General features: G+C 56.7%; 18 protein-coding genes and 1 pseudogene. 17 read left to right on the top strand and 2 right to left on the bottom strand.

The genetic code is table 11. From position 1 onward, the window contains the following. Positions 1–12 precede the first annotated feature (12 nt). From G3T16_RS08650 to G3T16_RS08580, 16 genes and pseudogenes are all read left to right on the top strand, one after another. Positions 13–2,259, top strand: a complete 2,247-nt coding sequence (locus G3T16_RS08650) for a TonB-dependent receptor (protein ID WP_163494699.1) — start codon at positions 13–15, stop codon at positions 2,257–2,259. 66 nt (positions 2,260–2,325) lie between these two features. Then, positions 2,326–3,888, top strand: coding sequence for a class I adenylate-forming enzyme family protein (locus tag G3T16_RS08645; RefSeq protein WP_232059319.1), 1,563 nt, complete (start codon positions 2,326–2,328; stop codon positions 3,886–3,888). Next, the gene (locus G3T16_RS21080; protein ID WP_197911972.1) at positions 3,881–4,207 is read left to right on the top strand and encodes an alpha/beta fold hydrolase; all 327 of its coding nucleotides are present in this window, start codon (positions 3,881–3,883) and stop codon (positions 4,205–4,207) included. Before G3T16_RS08645 ends, G3T16_RS21080 begins: the two co-directional genes overlap by 8 nt. Continuing rightward, on the top strand, positions 4,207–4,752 hold the full coding sequence (locus G3T16_RS21075; protein WP_197911971.1) for an alpha/beta fold hydrolase: 546 nt from the start codon (positions 4,207–4,209) through the stop codon (positions 4,750–4,752). Before G3T16_RS21080 ends, G3T16_RS21075 begins: the two co-directional genes overlap by 1 nt. Positions 4,753–4,831: 79 nt before the next feature. After that, positions 4,832–5,131: a hypothetical protein gene (locus tag G3T16_RS08635; protein WP_163494697.1), complete on the top strand. Its 300-nt coding sequence runs from the start codon at positions 4,832–4,834 to the stop codon at positions 5,129–5,131. A 35-nt stretch (positions 5,132–5,166) separates the two neighbouring features. Continuing rightward, positions 5,167–7,272 (top strand): TonB-dependent receptor, encoded by a 2,106-nt coding sequence (locus G3T16_RS08630; protein WP_163494696.1) that lies wholly within the window; start codon positions 5,167–5,169, stop codon positions 7,270–7,272. Positions 7,273–7,437: 165 nt separating this feature from the next. After that, positions 7,438–8,001 carry a UbiX family flavin prenyltransferase gene (locus tag G3T16_RS08625; protein WP_163494695.1) on the top strand — a complete coding sequence of 188 codons (564 nt, stop codon included), beginning with the start codon at positions 7,438–7,440 and terminating at the stop codon, positions 7,999–8,001. A gap of 89 nt (positions 8,002–8,090) precedes the next feature. Continuing rightward, the gene (locus G3T16_RS08620; RefSeq protein ID WP_163494694.1) at positions 8,091–8,855 is read left to right on the top strand and encodes an SDR family oxidoreductase; all 765 of its coding nucleotides are present in this window, start codon (positions 8,091–8,093) and stop codon (positions 8,853–8,855) included. 470 nt (positions 8,856–9,325) lie between these two features. Then, positions 9,326–9,739: an SRPBCC family protein gene (locus tag G3T16_RS08615; RefSeq protein ID WP_163494693.1), complete on the top strand. Its 414-nt coding sequence runs from the start codon at positions 9,326–9,328 to the stop codon at positions 9,737–9,739. A 167-nt stretch (positions 9,740–9,906) separates the two neighbouring features. Then, the gene (locus tag G3T16_RS08610) at positions 9,907–10,473 is read left to right on the top strand and encodes a glutathione S-transferase family protein (RefSeq protein ID WP_197911970.1); all 567 of its coding nucleotides are present in this window, start codon (positions 9,907–9,909) and stop codon (positions 10,471–10,473) included. Positions 10,474–10,553: 80 nt separating this feature from the next. Beyond that, positions 10,554–10,754: pseudogene (locus G3T16_RS08605) on the top strand (GNAT family N-acetyltransferase); the annotation flags it as partial. A gap of 426 nt (positions 10,755–11,180) precedes the next feature. Further along, positions 11,181–11,795: a PEP-CTERM sorting domain-containing protein gene (locus G3T16_RS08600; protein ID WP_163494692.1), complete on the top strand. Its 615-nt coding sequence runs from the start codon at positions 11,181–11,183 to the stop codon at positions 11,793–11,795. Positions 11,796–12,176: 381 nt separating this feature from the next. After that, complete coding sequence (locus G3T16_RS08595; protein WP_163494691.1) at positions 12,177–12,791, top strand: biliverdin-producing heme oxygenase; 615 nt, start codon at positions 12,177–12,179, stop codon at positions 12,789–12,791. Next, complete coding sequence (locus G3T16_RS08590) at positions 12,781–13,506, top strand: phytochrome family protein (protein WP_163494690.1); 726 nt, start codon at positions 12,781–12,783, stop codon at positions 13,504–13,506. Before G3T16_RS08595 ends, G3T16_RS08590 begins: the two co-directional genes overlap by 11 nt. A 113-nt stretch (positions 13,507–13,619) precedes the next feature. After that, on the top strand, positions 13,620–14,876 hold the full coding sequence (locus tag G3T16_RS08585; protein ID WP_232059318.1) for a GGDEF domain-containing protein: 1,257 nt from the start codon (positions 13,620–13,622) through the stop codon (positions 14,874–14,876). 53 nt (positions 14,877–14,929) lie between these two features. After that, positions 14,930–16,222 (top strand): DUF2254 domain-containing protein, encoded by a 1,293-nt coding sequence (locus tag G3T16_RS08580; RefSeq protein WP_232059317.1) that lies wholly within the window; start codon positions 14,930–14,932, stop codon positions 16,220–16,222. Positions 16,223–16,268: 46 nt separating this feature from the next. Here G3T16_RS08580 and G3T16_RS08575 read toward each other — a convergent pair whose 3' ends face one another. Beyond that, positions 16,269–18,215, bottom strand: coding sequence for a serine hydrolase domain-containing protein (locus G3T16_RS08575; protein ID WP_163494687.1), 1,947 nt, complete (start codon positions 18,213–18,215; stop codon positions 16,269–16,271). A 196-nt stretch (positions 18,216–18,411) separates the two neighbouring features. Next, positions 18,412–19,209 carry an enoyl-CoA hydratase/isomerase family protein gene (locus tag G3T16_RS08570; protein WP_163494686.1) on the bottom strand — a complete coding sequence of 266 codons (798 nt, stop codon included), beginning with the start codon at positions 19,207–19,209 and terminating at the stop codon, positions 18,412–18,414. Between the two features lie 462 nt (positions 19,210–19,671). On the opposite strand from G3T16_RS08570, the gene G3T16_RS08565 reads away from it, so the two are divergent. Then, the gene (locus tag G3T16_RS08565) at positions 19,672–21,888 is read left to right on the top strand and encodes a TonB-dependent receptor (protein WP_163494685.1); all 2,217 of its coding nucleotides are present in this window, start codon (positions 19,672–19,674) and stop codon (positions 21,886–21,888) included. The last annotated feature ends 107 nt before the right edge of the window (positions 21,889–21,995 follow it).

The following is a 21,995-nucleotide window of genomic DNA, read 5'->3' as shown; positions in this document are numbered from 1 at the left end:
AAGGTGGTTACCATGAGAAATTTCCTGCCGCGCTCCGCTATTGCCCTGGCTGTATCCCTGGCCTCGGCGACCCAGTTCACTCCCGCTCTGGCCCAGGGCCCGGCGCTGGCGCTGGAGGAGGTGCTGGTGACCGCGCGACGGCGGTCGGAAAACCTTCAGGACGTCCCCATCGCAGTAACGGCCCTGTCGGGCCAGGCGCTGCGCATGCGCGGTGCGGCGGACATCAGTGAGCTGGCCCAGTTGATCCCCAGCGTAACGCTGGAACCGTCGCGGGCGACCAGTACCACGCTGACCGCATTTATCCGCGGTGTCGGCCAGCAGGATCCGCTGGCGGGCTTCGAGCAGGGGGTGGCCCTGTATCTGGATGATGTCTATGTGGCTCGTCCCCAGGGCGCACTGCTGGACATCTATGATGTCGAGCGGGTGGAAGTACTGCGCGGCCCCCAGGGCACATTGTACGGACGCAACGCGGTCGGTGGCGCTATCAAGTACGTTACCCGCCGACTCAGCGACGAAGTTGATGTGCGGCTGAAAGGTTCCATCGGCAGCTATAACCAGCGCGACCTCGTGGCCACCGCCTCCACCCCTCTGGGCGATGGTTTCCGGCTGGGTGGTACGGTGGCCCGCTTGACCCGCGACGGCTATGGCGACAACCTGACCACCGGTGAGGAACACTACGACAAGGACCTGTTTGCTTACCGCGTCAGCGCCGAATGGTTACCCTCGGAGGACTGGCTGATTCGCCTGGCCTATGACAACAGCGACGACAAGAGCAACCCGGTTGCCGGTTATCGCCCCTTCCCGGGCGCTGTGAGTGGGGTGCCGGTGCTGGACGATGTGCACGATACCACCGCCGGGGCTTCAGAACGGCCCTCCACCGCGGGCATCAATGGCAATAACCAGGTCGAGGCTGAGGGCTTGATGCTGTCGGTCGACTGGGACCCCACCGATGCAATCACGCTGCGATCGATCACGGCCTACCGGGAGGACTATACCGAATCAGTGATTGATTTCGATGGTCTGGCGGTCATGGACTTCGATGCCCCGGTGATCTACGACAACGAGCAGTTCAGCCAGGAATTGCAGCTGCTGTACAACGCCGACCGCTGGAATGCCGTTGTCGGCTTTTACTACCTGGATGCTACCGCCGCCAATGACTTCGACGTGGTGCTGGGCCAGATCGGCCCGGTCACCGCCTATACCGGCGGCACCGTGGACACCGAGGCCTGGTCGGTGTTTGCCGACGTGACCTATCAGTTGACCGGGCAGCTGTCACTGTCACTGGGCGGCCGCTACACCGAGGACAAGCGCGATGCGGATATCTTCCGCGCCAATTATCTGGGCCTGGGCTCTCCCTTCCTGGGTAACGACAGCGCTCTCTTGCTGGCCGTGACCAGCGACTACGAGGCCAGCAAGACCTATACCGATTTTTCGCCCAGAGTGAACCTGAGCTATGCCCTGGGCGAGGATGCCACTGTGTACTTGGGCTACAGCCGGGGCTGGAAGGCGGGCAGCTTTGACCCTCGCGGGGCGAATTTTGTCACCCCCGAGGTGGAGCGCGGCTTTGATGCCGAAACTCTGGACTCCTATGAGGCAGGCCTGAAGATGGCCTGGCTGGAAGGGCGCGCGGTTACCAATATCGCCGTGTTCTACAGCGACTACCAGGACATGCAGATCCCGGGTTCAGTGGGCGTGGACAGCGATGGTGACGGGGTCAACGACGGCTTTGTCGGCACCGTGACCAATGCCGGCAAAGCGGAGATATCAGGCGTTGAGCTGGAGGGCAGTGTGCTGCTGACCGAGCGCCTCAGTGCGCAGCTCGCATTGAGTTTCCTGGACGCCGAAATCAAGGAATGGCTGTTCAACGGAGTCGACGTCTCCGATCAGCGTGCAGTGCAAAATACGCCCGAAGAAATGGCCTACATTGGCTTGACCTACACGATGGGGCTGGCGGCCGGTGACATCAGTTTCAGCGCCAACTGGTCCTACAAGGGAGATGTCACCCAGTTCGAAGCCCCGGTACCGGTGATCGACCAGGACAGCCACGACGTGTTCAATGCCAGCGTGGTCTGGCTCAGCAGCGATGACAGCTGGCTGCTGGGGATTCATGGCAAGAACCTGGCGGACGAGGAGATCAAGACCGCAGGTTATTGCTTCGGCTCCGGTGGCTGCCCCTCGCAACTGGGCCTGGAGGACAACACCACGGTCTTCTATGCACCGCCCCGCACTGTAACCGCCACCGTGGAATACCGGTTCTGACGGCGCGCCGGCGGCTGCAACGGCAGACGGTCGCCAGCGCCAACAGCAATGACAGGAGTCAGTCACGTGACTGGATTTGAAGCCCCTGTGCCCCTGCTGCCGGAGATCCTGGCACTGCATGGCAAATGGCGCGGGCACAAGAGCGCGGTAATCTTCGAAAACAGCCGGCTGAGCTGGGCGGAATTCTGTGCCGACAACCACCGTTTCGCCCACGGGCTGCTGGCCCGGGGGGTGAAACCGGGCGACCGTGTCGGCATCGTCATGTCCAATGGCCTGCCCATGTTGCAGGCGCTGTTCGGCAGCATGGCAGCGGGCGCAGTATCGGTACCGATCAATCTCTCGGTCAGCGACGAGGCCATGCTGGGCATGTTGCAGGACGCGGGCGTTACCGCACTGGTGGTATCGGCCGACCAGCAGTCGCGGCTGCAAGCACTGTTGCCCGCCCTGCCGGCCTCGCTGTCGCTGCGCGTGAGCGCCGCCGAAGCGGCGGCAGATGACTGGCTCGGCCTGGCCGAACTGTGTCACCAGCAGCCGGCCGGGCTGCCCGACCTGGCGCTGGACGGGGAGGCGCCGCTCAATATCATTTACAGTTCCGGCACTACAGGCCTGCCCAAGGGTATCCTCCACAGTCACCGTACCCGCCGCGACTGGGCCTACGACCTGAGCATCGCACTGCGCTATACCGGCGCTGCCCGCACCCTGCTGACCATCGGCCTGTACTCGAATATCTCCTGGGTGGCGATGCTGTGTACGGTGCTGGCCGGCGGCACCCTGGTGCTGCACCGTAGATTTGATTCGGACGACTTCCTGGCAACGGTTGCCCGCGAGCGCATCACCCATACGGCGATGGTGCCGATACAGTTTCAGCGGGTGGTGGAACGCCTGGCCGATGGTGATCACGATGTCAGCACGATGCAGGCGATGATGAGCTGTGGCTCGCCGTTGCACGAGGGGCTCAAGCGCGAGATCTTTGCCCGCTTTCCCTGCGGTATCATCGAACTGTATGGTCTGACCGAAGGCATCATTACCACGCTGGAGCCGGAGGATGCCCAGGGCCGCTGGAGTTCCGTCGGCCAGCCCCTGCTGGGCACGGACCTGTGCATCGTCAGCGATGACGACCGCGTACTGGGCCCCAACCAGACCGGGGAAATTACCGGCCGTGGCCGCATTACCATGCCCGGCTACTGGGGTCGTGAAGATGCCAACCGCGCCGCCGAGTTTGTCGATCCACAGGGGCGGCAGTGGTTGCGCTCCGGCGATCTGGGCTACATGGACGAGCAGGGCTTTTTGTATATTGTCGATCGCAAAAAGGACATGATCCTCTCGGGAGGGCAGAACATCTATCCCCAGGATATCGAGGCGGTGCTGGTACAGCATCCGGCAGTGGATGACGTGGCGGTGATCGGCGTGGCCAGCCGGCGCTGGGGCGAAACGCCGCTGGCGCTGGTGGTCAGAAGCGCCGGTGCCGGGGACAGTGCCGGGGAATTGCTGGCCTGGACCAACCAGCGGCTGGGACGCCAGCAGCGGCTGGTGGATCTGTGTCTGGTCGACCAGCTGCCGCGCAATCCCAATGGCAAGATTCTCAAGCGCGAACTGCGCCAACAGTATGCACAGTTGCAGTATGAGTGAGTATCGTGACCTTCGGTATCACGCCGCGGACGGCCTGCAGCTCTATGCGCGGGACTATCCGGGCCCAACGCCAGCGGCACCTGTGGCGCTGTGCATGCACGGTCTGACCCGCAACTCGGCGGACTTTGCCGGTCTTGCGCCACGGCTGGCGCGGCACTACCGGGTACTGGTTGCGGATCAGCGCGGCCGCGGGCATTCTGGCTATGATCCCGATCCGGTCAATTATCATCCCGGTACTTATGTGCGGGACATGTTTAGCTTGCTTGATCAGCAACAGGTGGCGCAGGCGCTGCTGGTCGGCACCTCGATGGGGGGCTGATGGCGATGCTGATGGCGGCGGCGCAGCCGGCCCGTGCCGCCGCGCTGATCCTGAACGATATCGGACCCGAGGTTGAGCCCGCCGGTCTCGCCCGCATCAAGGGCTATGTCGGCAAATCATCGCCGGTCAATAACTGGGGCGAGGCGGAGGCTCAGACCCGTGCTCTCAACGCGGTTGCCTTTCCGGATTTCAGCGCGCAGCAGTGGTCTGATTTCACCCGTGCGCTGTATCGCGACGTCGACGGCCGACCCGAGTTGGCCTACGATCCCGCGATAGCCCGGCCCCTGGCGGCCGGCGACGACAGCACTGTGCCCCCGGATCTCTGGCCTGTCTTCGACGCCATCCACGGGCTGCCGATACTGCTGCTGCGCGGGGACCATTCCGACATTCTCGGCAGTGACTGTGTGGCGCAGATGCGCCGCCACAAGCCGGACCTGGTGGTGGCAGAGATACCCAATCGCGGTCATGCCCCGACCCTGGATGAACCCGCATCGCGCCTCGCAATAGACCGGTTCATCGCTTCTCTGGCGCCGGCCCCGGTATGACTGCTCAGATTGCAAGCCGCTGGCTATGCGCGGTTCTTCGCGGGTATAATTGCCCGTTATAGTTTCTGATTGTGCTCCAATGGGATACCCGCCGACACTGACAGACCGCAGCCGCCGCCTGGCCCGAATCCTGGCCGTGGTGGCATTGCTGTGTGTCGGCGGCGTACAGATCCTGGAAGCCGGTCACGCTCACGGCATCAGCGAACCGGTCGCTGAGTGTCTCCTGTGCAAGACGTCGCCGCCGGCACCACTGACGGGTAATGTCCCGGCCCTGCTGGCCTTTTTCCTGCTCCTGTTGTTGCCCGCACTGCAGTTGGCTCCCCAGCAGCAGCGTTCCTATTGTCCCCGCCAGACCCGGGGACCACCTCTCCACTCCTGAGTCAACACACTTTCCCCTTAGCTCAGGAGTAAACCATGAAACGTTTAATGCCTCTCGCACTGGCTGTGGCCAGTGTGAATGCGGCAGCGCAGGCGCTGCCGATCGAACATGTGCTGGTTTCGGCACCGCTACAAAAACAGGAAGCAGAGACTGCGCTGCCGGTGACCATTCTCTCCGGTGCCGACCTGCGCCAGCAGGCAGGGGCCACTATCGGCAAGACTCTGGGCGATACCCCTGGTATCGCCAATGCCTCCTTCGGACCGGGTGTCGGCCAGCCGGTGATCCGCGGCCAGCAGGGGCCACGCGTCACAGTGCTGCAAAACGGCCTGCGCAGCGCCGACGCGGCCAGTGTCAGCGCCGACCACGCGGTCTCGGTGGAGGCGTTGTTGGCTGACAGCATCGAGGTACTGCGCGGCCCGGCGACGTTGTTGTACGGTGCCGGTGCGATTGGCGGGGTGGTCAATGTGATCGACAACCGCATCCCCCGGCAGCGACTGGACGGTGCCACCGGTGGAGCGGAATATCGTCACGACGCCGCCTCTGACATGGACACGGCGATACTGCGCGCGGACGCGGGCAGTGGCGACCTGGTATTTCACGTCGACGGTCTCTACCGCGACTGGAATAACCTCGAGATACCGGGTCTGGCGGCGCGTGCTCACGACGACCATGACGAGCACGAAGACGATGACCACGAGGACGAGGACGATCACGCCGGGGAAGAGGAAAGCACGGACGGTTTCATTGGCAATACTGGTGGCCGTACCCGCAATCTGACACTGGGCAGCAGCTATCATTTCGACCGCGGCTTCGTCGGCCTGGCGGTGAGCCGGCTGGAGAGTGAGTACGGTATTCCAGCGGGGGCTCACGAGCACCATGACGAAGACGAACATGAAGATGAGCACGAGGAGGAGGAACACGACGATGAGGCGGAGGAAGGGGGTATCCGCATCGACCTAAAGCAGACCCGCTACGATATGGCACTGGAACTGGCCCGGCCGCTGCCTGGTTTTGACCAGCTGCGCGGGGCACTGAGTTATACCGACTACGAGCACGCGGAGATCGAGGGCAGCGGCGAGACCGGTACGCTGTACAGCAATGAGACCTGGGAAACTCGGCTCGAGCTGGTGCATGCGGAGCTGGCTGGATTCAACGGCGCGATCGGGCTACAGGCCAGACGGGGAGAGTTCAGTGCACTGGGCGAGGAAGCCTTTATTCCACGCACAGACAGCCGGGATGTGGGTCTGTTTGTGGTCGAGGACTATCGCCGCGGCGACTGGATCTTCGAGGCCGGCTTGCGCCTGGACCGGGATGAACGCGATCCCGACGCTAACAGCACTGGCGACGAATCGTTTACCTCCGTCAGTGTATCGGGTTCCGCTTTGTGGAATTTCAATCCCGCCTGGCAGGCGAGGCTGTCGCTGGCGCGGGCCGAACGCGCACCGGCGATCGAAGAACTGTTTTCCAATGTCGATGCCAACGGTCCCGAGGACTGGATCGCGCATGCCGCCACCGGGGCCATCGAACTCGGCGCCCCCGGCCTGGATACCGAGGTGTCGCGCAACATGGACCTCGCCCTGCACTGGCACGATGCGAACCACAGCCTGGAAGTGACGCTGTTCTACAACGATTTCGTGGATTACATCACGCTGATGAACACCGGCCTGGAAATGGATGAGCAGCCGGTGCTGGCCTATGCGCAGGAAGACGCAAAGTTCTACGGCGTTGAGCTGAGCAGCGAGTTTCAACTGGCCACCGTAGCCGGAGGGGAGCTGCGCCTGGGGCTGTTTGGCGATATCATCCGTGGCGAGCTGGACAGCGGCGAAGATGTGCCGCGGCTGCCACCGCGGCGGCTCGGTGGCCGCCTGAGCTGGTCGGATGAGTCGCTGGAATTGTGGACCCGGGTGGTCGATGCCGGCGCGCAAACTCGCCCCGGCCTTAACGAGGAGTCTACCAGGGGATACACCCGCTGGGACCTGGGAGCGGACTACCGCCTTGGGGTCGGTGACAGCGAGCTGGTGCTGTTTCTGGCCATGCACAATCTGTCCGACGAGGAAATCCGGCTCAGCACGTCCTTCCTCCGTGACGTTGCGCCAGAAGCGGGACGTTCGGTGGAAGCGGGCCTGCGCTACATGTTCTGAGCCGCGCCAGCCGTAGCGGCAAATGGGCTGGGTGGTCAGTGGCAGAGTATATATCTGAGCATCGGCTGCAGCTTGCTGCAGCCCGGTCGGCTGTGTCCCCACGACAAGTGAAATCTGCCGAAGGTGCTGGTACAGTGCGGAATTCTCGCCAGCGACAGGTACGATATGACACAGCCAATCATCGTGGGTATCAGCGGTGCCTCGGGTATCATCTATGGGATCCGGGCCCTGCAGCTGCTGCGTGACTGCGGTGTCGAGACGCATCTGGTGATGAGCAAATCGGCGGAGCTGACGCTGCACTACGAGCTGGACATGCCGCTGGCCGCGGTCCATGAACTGGCGGTGCAGGTGCATGCGATCAAGAATGTCGGCGCCAGCATTTCCAGTGGTTCGTTTGTGACTGCCGGCATGCTGATCGCACCCTGTTCAGTGCGCACCATGTCGGAAATCGCCACTGGAGTCACGTCCTCGCTATTGACCCGGGCGGCGGATGTGGTGCTCAAGGAGCGTCGCCGGCTGGTATTGATGGTGCGGGAAACCCCGTTGCACACCGGCCACCTGCGCACCCTGACCCAATTGTCGGAAATGGGGGCAATAGTGGCGCCGCCGGTGCCAGCCTTTTATGCCCGTCCAGAGTCGCTCGATGCGATGGTGACCCACAGCGTCGGCCGGGTACTGGACCTGTTCGGCATCGACAGCGGCAAGGTGGCGCGCTGGCAGGGTGACTGAGGTACCCCGCCAGGCTTTCGCCGTGGCCGGCAGGCAACCCCACTCGACCGGGATAAACCAAGCCAGTCCACAACGAGGAGAGCTGTAGCATGGCGACACAGTTATTTGACCTGAGCGGCCGGGTTGCACTGGTCAGCGGCGCCAGCCGCGGCATCGGCGAGGCCATTGCCCGCCTGCTGGCGGAGCAGGGCGCCCACGTTATTGTTTCCAGCCGCAAACTCGAGGATTGCACCGCGGTCGCGGAATCCATTCGCGCCAATGGCGGCAGCGCGGAAGCCTTTGCCTGCCACGTGGGCAACCTGGACGACATCCAGAGCCTGTTTGCCCATATCCGCAGCGACTCGGGCCGGCTCGACATCTGCGTCAACAACGCCGCGGCGAATCCCTACTTCGGCCATGTGCTGGACACCGATCTGGCCGCCTTCCAGAAAACCGTCGATGTAAATATTCGCGGCTACTTCTATATGTCGGTGGAAGCCGGCAAGATCATGCGTGAGCAGGGCTCCGGCAACATCGTCAATACCGCCTCCATCAACGCGCTGCAGCCCGGTGATATGCAGGGCATCTATTCAATCACGAAGGCGGCGGTAGTGAGCATGACCAAGGTATTCGCCAAGGAGTGCGCCCAGTTCGGTATCCGCTGCAATGCGCTGTTGCCAGGCCTCACCAAAACCCGCTTCGCCGGCGCGCTGTTTGCCAATGACGATATCTACCAACTGGCAATGGACAAGATTCCGATGAAGCGCCACGCCGAACCGGAGGAAATGGCCGGCACCGTGCTGTATCTGGTCTCCGATGCGGCCAGTTATACCAATGGCGAATGTATTGTTGTAGATGGGGGGTTTACGTTGTAGCAGTGCTTGATCGTGGACCACTTGGATGCTCGGATATGCCCAAAGGAAGTTCCCAACTATTGATCAGCTTGAAAAGTTGCTAACGGGTTTAAATGGTGCTTGAGTTGGATCAACAGGTAACACGCAAGGACAGGTCGCGCGCAGCTGTTGGGAAGGGGCCATGTGGCCGCATTCACGGCCTGGCTGATCGGCTTCGCGCTGCTACAGTACGGGGTCTTTCGCGAAGTGCCCGGGTTGAGCCGCCGCGCCCAAGCCTTAAAATGACGCTGCAAAAGCATTCACGTCGCTCGCAAGCAGGCAGGAACAGCTTCCATTTCGTTCCAGTCGTCCCGTAATGCGACCTCAGGGGTCAATCGTTATGGGTGCCGGGCAGCACGATGTTGTCGATTTTCATTTGTCCTGTTCGACAGGTTATTGCGGCCATGATCAGGGGCCATGATTGATTTGTAGTGTCCATGTCAGGAGTGCATATGAAAATTTCAATTGAAACTGAAGTAAACGCGCCGTTGAACAGAGTTTGGAATGCCTGGGTGACACCTGAGGATATCAGGTGTTGGAACTTTGCCATCGATGAATGGTGTTGCCCGAAAGCAGAGTTGGATCTTCAGGTGGGTGGCAGCTTCAACTACCGGATGGAAGCCAGGGATGGTTCAGTGGGTTTCGATTTCGAGGGAGAGTTTACTGAGGTAAGCCCTTGCAAATCGATTCACTACAGGCTTGGAGATGAACGTAAAGTTGAGGTGCGATTTATAGAAATACAGGACGGCGTTAGGGTCATCGAAACGTTCGAAGCTGAAGATGAGAATTCGGCGGAGCAGCAAAGGCAAGGCTGGCTCGGCATCCTGAATAATTTCAAGAAGCACGTTGAGAGCAAGAGCAGCTAGCAGGGTGAATCCAGGGACGCTCCGCGCCCATGATCCCAGACCTTCCGCGGCTGCAAGTTGGTCCTGAACAACCGGATGTATTGGGGTGGCCGAGCATGGCGATTTGAACACATGAGTGAACTGACAATTTGGACATATGACTGGGTGCCCGAAGGCCCCGCGGATTTGTGCGGGATCTGCGACTGAGGTGGGCGTGTGAGGAAGCGGGGCTTGCCTATTCCGTGCGAACGGTTCCTTTCAGCGACCGCGGGCAAGACCATTTGGCGCGTCAACCGTTTGGCCAGGTCCCTTTCCTGTGCGATGGTGAGCTTGAAATATTCGAAAGTGGCGCGGGGCTGCTGCATCTCGCCCGGAAAAGTGAAAAACTGATGCCGCGTGATTCCGTCGGGGAAGCTAAAACCTTACAGTGGATTATCGCTGCTCTCAACTCGATGGAGATGGTTACGGTTCCCTGGTGGTTCCTGGAAATGACTGGAGCAAAGGAGAATCATCTTGGCGGCTGGTTGGAAAGCCGCCTCGATCACCTGGAGGACATCCTGCAGGAGCGGGAATGGTTGGCGGCCGACCGCTTTACTGCCGCAGATCTACTAATGGCTGATGTCCTTCGCATACCGAAGGTTCGCTCGTTGGGAGATCGACCGGGCACAGAGTCCTATGTAACGCGGATCACTGAGCGCACCTCATTCAAGAAGGCTCATGCAGACCAGCTCGCGCATTTTGCTGCGGCGGATTGATCGCCAGTCACAGCCTTCAGCATTTACAGCACAGGAATCATCCATGCCTATAGACATTCACCACCTGCAAACTTTCCACGCACCGGCGACGAGGGATAGCGACGGCTTTGATCCAGAGACTGGAAATGATTTCAGCGGCCCGCGGTGCGTATCTGATGTTCGTTCAGGCTGATACCGGTCCTGAAGATGAGCCAGCTATTGCGCTGTATAGCAAGCTGGGAACGCGTGAAGAGGTATTGCATTTCGATCTTCCTGCTGAGTCGGAAAATGGTGTGGCATAGCCATCACAAACAATGTGTCCCTGCTGGCGTAGGACAGTGAGCTTCGTCCACGGGGACGGCATCTCAATGTAACGGCCAATCTGTTGATGGCGCCCTGCAGTTCCGGAAGGCCGGTTGGGTGCTATATGGGCGTGATCCGGAGGGCGGCAAGCTCTGCCTAATCTAGCGACGCCAGAAGAATGGTTGGCCAGAAATTGTTGCCTAGTAAGCGCCGTGCATGACAGGCAGGGGCGGGCGTATCCGCTGTGTCGGGATTATTTACAATTGCCACGAATGAGGCTGTTTTCTTGCGTAATATTATAAGACAACCTATTGAAATATTTAGCATAATACTTATTGGCCCAAAAATTGCTTGTAGGCACCGGAATGCATTCCGCCGGCCAAGTAGATGTACGGCGGGTCAAGATATCTGACCGGGGAGCAGTTATGCCATCCACCTTTGTACGTTTTTTCGCTGTCGCGGGCTTGACGCTCTTCGTCTCCACGGCCGCCCAGGCCAGTCTGATAGTCAACGGGGGATTCGATGCGGGTCTTTCCGGCTGGACGGTTGACCCGGCTTCAACGACCGGGGTCACCTGGGATTCCGGAACCGCCCACGTGGGACGTCCGGGCCCAGACGGCGTGGCCATTTTTGAGCAATCATTCGACATTGTCGCGGGCACCAATAGCCTGTTTGTCGGATTTGACTACCAGTGGCAGATCAACAGGCCAAGCACACCGGACTTCTTCCTGGCGGAGCTGCTCTACGAGTCAACTTCGGGTACCGAGATCGAGACTCTGGTGTTCGAGGACAGCAGTAGCGTGGCATTCAATACCACATTCGATTTCTCCGGTATCGTGCAGCTTGCTGGCCTGAACGCGGGGCCGAATAACGGGACAATCCGCTTCACTCTTACTGAAGATAACTCGGGCGCGGGAAGCCGGATCCAGCTGGATAATGTCGCCGTCAACGCTGTACCGCTGCCGGCTACTCTCCTGTTGGTGATTGTGGGTCTGGCTGGCATGACAGTGCGGCGCAAGCGTTTTGCAGCTGGGAAATGACCTCTATTATCATTTCAGCGATCTAGCCTTACAATGCGGGTTTTGAGCCGCTCGAACCATTAGCCGGGTAGTTCAGTAACTGAGCTCAGCGGAGGCACTGCAGAACTTGACAGGGTGCCTCTGTTATCCCGCCAATCCGGATACCTCCGCTTTTCTGCAATTTGCCCATTTCTCTCTCCGGGAAGCCATCAATAACAATTCATGCAGCGCACACTTGTGACAAAAATTGTCTGCGCAATGGGAGCACACCATTGCGGTGAGTGACATCGAACGGCTCTGAACTTTCTGCAGACGGGTTTCCGCCGGTAGGTTACACTCAAACCACATGGCCGTACCTTTTGGGTGTTTCCGTCTACGTGCAGGTTCATGTATTGAGTCTCTATGCATCCTCCAGTACTGCAACAATTGCGTGAGCAAACCCGGCCTGCGCACCTGGCATTGGAAGCTCAGCCTGCACTGAAAAGGCTGCTGTCCAGTCGGCTGACCAATAGGGAATACGGCCACCTGCTGCAATCCATGCTAGCGTTCTACCACTCCCTGGAGTCGGAGCTGATTCCCGCCACCGCGGCCCTGCTTGAGCGGTATCCAGCAGCGGATTATCGGTATCTGGCCCGCGCCCCCTTGCTGGCCAGTGATTGCCGGGCGCTGGGCCACGACTCCTCCGGTTTCACCCATTCTCCCATAGCATTCTGCCTGGACGGGAGTGCGGCTTGTCTGTTGGGGGTGCTTTATGTCATTGAGGGCTCTACCCAAGGCGGGAGATTAATTGCCAGACATCTGAGCGACACTCTGGGTGTGGGACGGAATTCAGGCGCCAGCTTTTTCAACATCGGCCGGCGAGATAATTCCTGGGCAGCTTTTCGTCGTTGGCTGGCGCAGGATCTGGTATACAGTTACCAGAATGACGTCAAGCATGTTGTAGCGGGGGCTAATATGACTTTTTCTGCATTACATGCCCACCTTGACCAGTGGCGACGTTTCAGCCATGAAAGATAAGCCGTTCTATTCCGAGGTGGAGATAGAGGCGGCTCTCGCAGCCTGTGATAGTGAACCTGTGCATATCCCCGGCGCCATTCAACCCTTTGGAGTTTTAATCTGCTTTGATCGGGAACTCACCTGTGTTGAACAGCTGAGCTCCAATATCGAGAACTTCCTGGGTATTTCCGTCAGGGAAGGCCTGGCCGCTTCTCCCCGGGCACTGCTTGGCAGAGCAGCGTATCGCCGCTTGCGTGACGAACTTGCCAACGGTCACCGGTTGCCCTGTGTGTTGGTAGCGAGCCGCAAAAGGGAAGGTAAAATCCGGCGCTTTCACGTGACCGCTTTCCGCACTGGTGATTCCGTGGTAGTGGAGTTGGAGCCCGTTGTCCAGGTGGCCCATTCCCGCTCGTTGTCCCTGGTCAATGAGCATTTGAAGAAGTTGGTCAACACTCATACGGAAACCGATGTCCTCACTGAATTGGTAGCGACGGTCAGGGTGATCACTGGTCATGATCGTACTCTGATCTACCGGTTTGACGAACACTGGAATGGTCGCGTGGTGGTGGAAAGTCGTAACGAGCGGTTACCTTCGCTGTTGAACCACCATTTCCCCGCCACGGATATTCCCCCCAGGTACGCGCTCTCTACGACGTCAACCCGCTACGTTTTATCGCAGATGCCAACCAGGACCCAGTACCGTTGGTGCCGTCCCAGGAAACACCTGTGGACTTGAGTTCTGGCGCCCTACGTGCAGTGTCCCCGGTACACCGGCAGTACATGCGCAACATGGGGATAGCGAGTTCACTGTCCGTGGCCATCCATTCGAGCACTGGACTCTGGGGACTTTTGAGCTCTCACAAACAGAATGCGGACGTACTGACGCAGTCCGGGCGCGATAGTGTAGTGACATTGGTGAGGGTGGCCACCCAGCGCCTGTTTTTGTTGAAGGCGGAGGCTGCGGGGCGTTATCGGGAACAAATCCATCAACAGCGGACAGTGCTGGCGCGCGAAGTTCAGGAACGGGGGCCAGAACAGATCCTCGCCGAACACGCCGCCGAATGGCTGCAGTTGTTTCGGGCCAGGGGAGTGGCATTGGTGTATCGCGACCAGACTTCCCGCCATGGCTGTACCCCGATGGATTCACAACTGCTGGATCTGTCGACCTGGCTCGCGGAACAGTGGCGGGAACTCAACCCCTGGGCCACTGCCTGCCTGGCGCAGACCGGCTATCCCAAGTCTGGTGATATTAGTTGTGGCTGTTGTGGGTTGTTGGCCATGCCCCTGGTAATAGATGTCACGACTCGTGGCTGGCTGCTTTTCTTTCGCCGGGAGCAGGTGGAAATCATCGATTGGGCAGGACAACCGCGAAAAATACCCGAGCGCGTCGGTGACCAACTAAGACTCACGCCACGACAGTCTTTTGCCGTGTGGCGGGAGGAATTGCGAGGGCAAAGCCTGGCGTGGCAGCCAGCGGAGTTGGCTGCTGCCAGAGACCTGGGCGATGACTTGGCAGTGTTGGCTTCGGCCCACGAGGTGACGCGTTTGAACGAACGCCTGGAGTCAGAAGGAGAGGCGCTGGCCCGCGCCAATGACCACTTGCACGAGCTGGCAATCACCGATTCGCTGACCGGCATAATGAACCGCTACCGCATTGAGCATCTGGTGCAGGTCGCCCTGGCCAATGCCGAACGCTATGGCCAGGCCTTCTCTCTGGTACTGTTTGACATTGACCATTTCAAGCAGGTGAATGATAGCTACGGGCATGATGAAGGGGACCGAATTCTGAAAACTCTGGTCAACAGCCTGGTCCCCTGTTTACGGGAGGGAGACCAGTTGGGTCGCTGGGGAGGAGAGGAATTTATGGTTCTGATACCGGGGACGCACCTTGGTGGTGCCACAGAGTTTGCTGAGCGACTGCGGGCTCGGGTAGTGGCAACGGATTATGGCTTGCGGGACCCTGTGACTGTTAGCCTGGGTGTTACCGAGTGGTTTCCGGGGGACAGTTTAAAGGACCTCCTGGTGCGCGCCGATAGCGCAATGTACCGGGCGAAAAAGGCTGGCCGTAATCAGGTTTTTACCGATAACAGCAAGGAGCATGACTAACCTACCCTGTGCGCAGCGTGATGAAATGAGGGTCAGAAATGGAAACTCGCACCATGATCAGGTTTTACCTGGCCCGCTTGCAAGAGCGGCTCTGGTTGAAACCATTGATAAGCTGCATCTTGTCTTTATTCGCGGTGTTTGTAGCAGAGTTGGCCCAGCATGTTGAACTCGCAGAATCCTTTCCAGACATCAGTGCAGAATCGCTGGAAACGCTACTTTCAATCATGTCGGCCAGTATGCTCGTCATTGCAGTGTTCGCGGTCGGTTCGATGTTGTCGGCTTACTCATCCGCAAGCAGATCTGCGACACCGCGTTCATTTCTTCTGGTGGTGGGTGACGACGTATCGCAAAATGCGCTGTCAACTTTCATCGGCGCATTCATCTTCAGCATCGTCGCTTTGCTCGCAATACTTAATGGGTTCTACGGGCAACCCGGCCGGTTCGTTCTGTTTCTTGTAACGATATTTGTCTTTACACTGGTGATTCTCGGTTTCGTACGTTGGGTAGATCGAATAGCGCGGCTCGGTCAGCTGGGCAACACGATCGACAAGGTGGAATCTGCAACTGATGCCGCCCTGAAGACAAGAGCCCAGATGCCGACCCTGGGTGCGGCAAGAGCAATGACCGCTGAAAAAGGGGACGCCGTCTATCCGGAAACCGTCGGATATGTGCAAAACATTGATATTGCCAAACTACAGCATATTGCTGAGCAGGTTGACGGCAGGATCTCCGTCTGTGTACTTCCTGGCACGTTTGTCACTCCCGGCAGTCCACTGGCATTTATCACTGCAAAGAGTGGCCCCGATAAAGATGGCGTCAAGGATACTATCGTCGAAGCCTTTGTGATTGGCAAACACAGAACCTTTGAGTCGGATCCACGTTTCGGCCTGATAGTCCTTTCCGAGATCGGCAGCCGTGCTCTGTCGCCTGCCGTGAACGACCCGGGTACTGCGATCGATATAGTCGGAACCCTGGTCCGGCTCTTTGTGCGCTGGGCGCGGGTTAGCGAAGAGGAAGACGTTCCGATCAAATACGATCGTATATCGATACCGGCAATTTCATTGAATGACATGTTTGATGATGCATTCAATGCAATCGCCCGGGATGGCGCCGCTTCGGTCGAGGTGGCGATCCGATTGCAAAAGGCGTTTGGTTCTCTTGTTTTAGTTGGTCATGATGAGTTGAAAAAAGCAGCGGGCACGCATGCGGCACTCGCCTTCAGGCACGCAGAGCGATCCCTGGCATTGAAAGAGGAACTTGATGCTGTGCAGGCGCTTGCCGAGCGCAATGCCAAGCTTGCCGGGGAGGCTCCTGTAGCGTCGCCCGGCCATCAATCCCGGGAGTAGTCAGCACCACCAATAGTATCGAGTACTTTCCATAGAAATCACCATCTTAACCTGAAAAATTCCCCACAAGTCCCCAATAGAAACTCAAGGTCAGAGCGATCATGGATGATACAACCAACACCACCAGGAAAAACCTGTATAGCACACTGCCATCGGGTCCAAATAATGCCTGCACGCCCTTGACAGTTGAAACGACTAGCAGGAGTAGCCCTGCATGTAGAACAGCGCGCCATAGCAGCAGCGGAATTATTTGCCCGCCATATTGGTACACTGGTGTATGATATTCCATTTCGAGCAATAAGCCCGTGAGTAAAAGAACTGCACCGATTCCACCGTACAGGAAAGCCGACGACAGGCGCGCTGGGGCAGACATGTAAACAACCCCCAAAAACACCAGAATCACAATTGAAAGGAAATACGGAAGAACTGATATCACCGGGGATGCATGCCAGGATAGTTTACTCCATCCCGCCAGAGGGTGACCACCGCCAACCAGAACACCGCTATCCGTTTTGTTGAAACCTACAAGAGTCGCAATTTCTCCATCGGCATAGGATCTGCCGCGAAGACGGAACAGGCAGGTATCCACTTCTTCATATGGCCCTTTGTCCGCAATAGTCCAGCTATCTTCAGTTTCCCTCTTGACCACGATCGGTGACATGGCGAGGGGCCCAAGCAAACGAATGGCGATACTGGAATACATTGCCGCTCGTATATACTGATAGTTTCCCTCAAGATCGTGAGGACATGAAGTAAAAGTCTCCGGCCCTTGTCGGACTTTATAGAAAAGGGCCGGAATTTCCGCCGGTAGCTCGAATGTGGCCAGATCTCCGGGATCCAGGTTATCCGGTGTCGATGGTGCAAGCGCCATCGACAGAAGGCCCGAAAGGGTTGTATCAAAATCGTCAGAAACGCTGGCATTTATTGCCAGAAAGACTGCGATATTGTGCTCCGGAAGCACCAGATAGAGCGAACTGCCTCCCCTGATACCACCGGAGTGGCCAAAGACGCCGTGGCCGGGCGGGCCTGTTTCATAACTGCCCATGCCTATACCCGCAGTTTCGGGGTGAAGCTTGAAAGCTGGCGTGCGAAACTTGGCAAACTGTATACGGCTTATAATACGGGTTCCAAGAAGCTCACCTTCGTTGAGAAGCGCCAGGAGAAACCTGCTCATGTCTGTCGCTGTCGTACTTGCATCTCCCGCTGCCTGATACGTCTCCTTTAGCAGCTCGTGTTTGCATGGCTTTAAATCGCCGCTTGCTCTGTCATAGCACCCTGCCGCTTCCTCGGCCCTCGGATCAGGGATTCCGACAGTAGTTTTATTCATACCCAAGGGTTTGAATATACGTTCTTCCAACACCTGACGATATGATTTCCCGGTCTGGTCAACAAGAATCTGGCCGAGTGCAGCATAAGCTGTGTTGTCATAGGCCATCAGTTCTCCAGCTGGTTGCAGTCGAATGAACTGCCGGGACATCCAGCCATCCTCGACGGCAATATCAGCATTTGATGTCACAGACGCGCCGGATATATTGCCGTCGAAGCCAGCCATATGTGTCAGTAGATCGCGAACAGTGACCGGCTTATCGTAAGTGTCCGGTATATACTCCGAACTCAAATAGCTATTGGCGTCTTCGTCAAGGTCGATCTTCCCCTCGTCAACAAGCTGATGAATAGCAAGCGCCGTAAAGGATTTTGTGATGGAGCCTACTCGCATCAGAGATAAATCGGGATCGATTGGTTCTCCGGCGGCCAGGTCTGAATACCCTATACCCCGACTGATGGCAACCTCGCCCCCTTCGACAATTGTGTAGACGAAGCCCGGGATAATTTCCCGTCTCACGAGAGGGTGTAGTTTTTCCAACAGAAAGTTGTCGATTTTCTCACTTTTCGGAGAGATACCGCGCGTGGCTTCATAATCGACTTCCTGGCCAGCCGAACAAGTCAGAGAGTGAAGATAGAAAGCTGCAATAGCCATAAGCCATTTTGCCACGGGACAAGCCTCCATTTGTGAAGCCTAACAAGACCCGCCATATATTCACCGGGAACGTTGCGAGTGAATGAGCCAGAAAGCGGAATATACTCAAACAGTATTTTCTGTTCGACAGGAAATACGAATAATTGCACGTGGAAAAGTGCTGGAAAAAATACCTCGCAATTTTACTGGCTCCTTCGCTGTAGGCCAATGATCACGAAAACGCCGGATTGCGCTTCTCCAGGAAGGATGAAACCCCCTCTTTAAAATCCGCCGACTGTACAATTGCAAGGAAATTATCGGCTTCCAGCTTCAGCATCTGTTCCAGGGAAACATCATAAGTCTGAGACAATATTGTCTTGATCAGCGCAATTGAATTCAGTGAATTCCGGGACAGCTTCAGTGCCAGGCTCAGCGTCTTTTCGAATAGCTCGTCCTTGGAATAAACAGCCGAAACAAGACCTTTTTCCAGCGCGTAGTTTGCGTCAAACTTGCCACCTTGAAGCAGCATCTCTTTGGCGGCCGTCAGCCCGATAAGTCTGGGTAAAAACCATAGGGTACCGTTGGTGTGCAACAGGCCTCGTGTTACCTCTGGGAACATGAAGTAACTTTCTGTAGCTGCAATCCTGAAATCGCAGGCCAGAGAAATCTCCAGACCAAAACCGACGGACAGACCATTGAACGCAACGATAGAGGGAATGCTAAGGCTATCAATCAATTGGGTAAGATTCTGCAGTTGTTCAAGCCTTTTCAGTTGATCCGATGGGTCGTTAACTGCCTTGCCATCAAGTTCAGTCAAGTCTTGTCCGGCACTAAAGGCCGGACCCTTGCCCGTAATGATTAGTGCCCGCAGGTGAGGAGAGGAGTGCACGTCGTACAGTATACTGGATAAAGATGTGTACTCTTGTGTCCTGAATGTATTGAGAGTTTCGGGACGGTTAAACGTGACGATACCGACATTCTCATACTCTGAATACAGAATAGTGTCACCTCTTGTTCCGCTATTGATCATTATCCGGTCCTGTATTCTGCTTCAAAATATTTTCCTGAAATTGACACCTAACTTGCGGAGATGCTGCGCCTGGGAAAGAAAAGCTGAATGATCCACCAAAACTTCCCTGATTACGATCCGCGATGCGGAGGTTCTTTCACGTTATCCGTGGACGCAATTGGGTTTGAAATTGCTATATTGGCCCCGTGGCTCGCGTCCGGGGCAGGTTTGTAGCGAAGTATACAATAAAATGACCAATGGTCAATATTGAGCGGGAAATTAACTGCAATTATTTGCAGCAGCCATGTGTGCGGAGGCAATTTCCTCGCTGCCAGAAGGTTTGAGTAGCACCCGGATATTATAGTGCTTTAAAAGTTGACCGGAATAAAATAACGGACTAAAATCTGTCCAGTGGTTAAATTAATGCACAGTAATAGTTTGCCATTTTTTGGATTTCTCAGATATCAAGGTGGGAGGTAAGGAATGCTTTTTAGAATAATACCGTCATTTCACGGGGCTCTCCGGGTAAACGCCATACTGCTGGCATCACTTTCGTCGTCCGTTGGCATTGCGCAAGAGCTTGTTCTCGAAGAAATTATTGTATCAGCGTCAAAGCGCGATGCCTCGCTAATGGATCTTCCCCAGAGTATTCAAGCGATTTCAGGCGATGATGTGAAAAAGCTGGGCCTGGTGGGTGTTGAAGATGTTACCTCCCTGGTGCCCAATTTAAACCTGAATGCAAGCCCCAAGCGTGGAGGTGGGTTCAATATTCGTGGAATCGCTGCATTGAGTGAACAATTCAGTCAGTTTGCAACGGTGGGGCTGTATCTTGATGAAACGCCCATATCAGATGGGTTTGCCAATTTTGATGTTGCTCTTTTCGATATTGAGCGAGTGGAAGTTCTAAAAGGGCCGCAGGGGACGCTCTATGGAGAAGGGTCGCTGGGTGGAACAATCCGAATTATTACAAAACAACCTGAGCTGAACGACTATTCCAGTGAGATCTTTACATCTGTGGAAACAACACGGCATGGGGAAATGAGTTATCGATTGAGTGGGGCAGTAAATCTGCCGATCATCGAAGACACTGCTGCGCTGCGCATTACTGCCACCCGCAAGGAGCAGGGTGGTTATATAGATGCTACGTCGATGACGGGTTCCGTGGAAGACGATGTAAATGGCATGGATTCCACGTATGTGAAGGTCGCAGCAAAGCTCCAGTTATCTGACCGTTTTGAAATCACTCCGAGTCTTCTCTACCAGAAACAGGAAGCCAACGCAGGTGTTGTAGATGCAATCGCACTGCCGGATCTCACCGGATACGCCAATGGACCCAACGACCTCGATGAAGACCTGAAGATATACTCGATTGAGGCCAATTATGACATGGGGTGGGCCGATATTGTATCCAATACCTCCTACCTCGACAGGGAGATGTCCAGTCGCGACGATGACATACTGACTAATGCCATTATAGGGGCTGCCTTTGCGCCCAGCGACGTGACTACGCAGCTATTCGATCGCTCCATCGAAACATTTACACAGGAATTGAGAGTTGTATCAAAGGGCACAAACAAGGTGGATTGGCTGGTAGGTGCGTTTTATCGTGACCGAAAGTATAGCGAAGATGTAAGCATAGAGAACGATGTGATCGGCGCCATTATCGGCGATCCGCGTGTATTTACCCAGGATAATAAAGCGGACTTCGAGCAGTTGGCAATATTCGGGGAGCTCAATTATAACCTCTCGGACAAGCTTACGTTGACCGCAGGGGCTCGCTGGTTCGAGGAGGAGATCAACTCCAACCTTGATTTCGGTACATTCAGCCTGGTGACATTTGGTTTTGAAAGCGTTCTGCGTACGCCCCAGATCAAGGAGGATGATGTACTCTTCAAACTGGCGGCCAGCTATCAACCTACCGATAGCAGCACTTTCTATGCCCTGTTTTCTCAAGGTGTTCGACCAGGCGGGGTGAATGACAGGGTGCTGGATATACTGGACCTTCTTACACCGGAAGAGGAGGGGGCACTGTCGACCTTCGATTCAGATTCAACCGATAACTATGAAGTGGGCTTGAAGCTGCGAATGTTTGACAACCGCCTGAGCCTCAATATGGCTGCATTCTATATTGACTGGAAGGACATTCAGCTCGATCGCAGCTTCCAGAACGTACCGGGACCCGAATTTACGGTTAATGCCGGTAAATCCAGTAGTACAGGATTGGAAATAGAGGCTGTTGCTAGTCCCTCCGACGCACTCCAGATCGGTGCCTTTCTGGGTGTCAACGAAGCAGAGGTGGATGAGGAGACCGAAACTTCGTCAGGATTGATACCCAATGGAGCTAAGTTACCTTTTGCACCTGAATTCTCGGCTGCACTGTTCGGGGAGTATTCAGTTCAAACAAAAGGCGGGAATACCGCCTCAGTGCGCGTCGATTGGAGACATGTTGGGGAACGTAAAGCCGGTGTGGATGTTGTCGGTGATCCCGGTTACGAACTCGATGACTACCAGACCCTCGATATACGCGCGGGGTTGAGTGTTGGAAACTGGACGGCCAGTATTTATGCAAAGAACCTGACTGATGAGCGGGCCGAGATGGACTCATTCTTCTTCAATGATTCGCTTCTCGGCGATGCGCTGGCAAGCTTTGTTAGAAATCGCCCACGCACCTTTGGCGTTCAACTTCAGGCCAGTTTCTGAATAAGAACTGACCGCTGTTCCCGCTATGGATTGTGAGTAAGAGCAAGTCACCGTACTTAGGAGCATGGTGGCTTGCTGGACCTGTGTGCCCAATATTGAGCTAAGAG

Origin of the sequence: Kineobactrum salinum (genome assembly GCF_010669285.1) — a bacterium.
Taxonomy (GTDB): Bacteria; Pseudomonadota; Gammaproteobacteria; order Pseudomonadales; family Halieaceae; genus Kineobactrum; species Kineobactrum salinum.
This window is presented reverse-complemented; position numbering and strand designations above follow the sequence as displayed.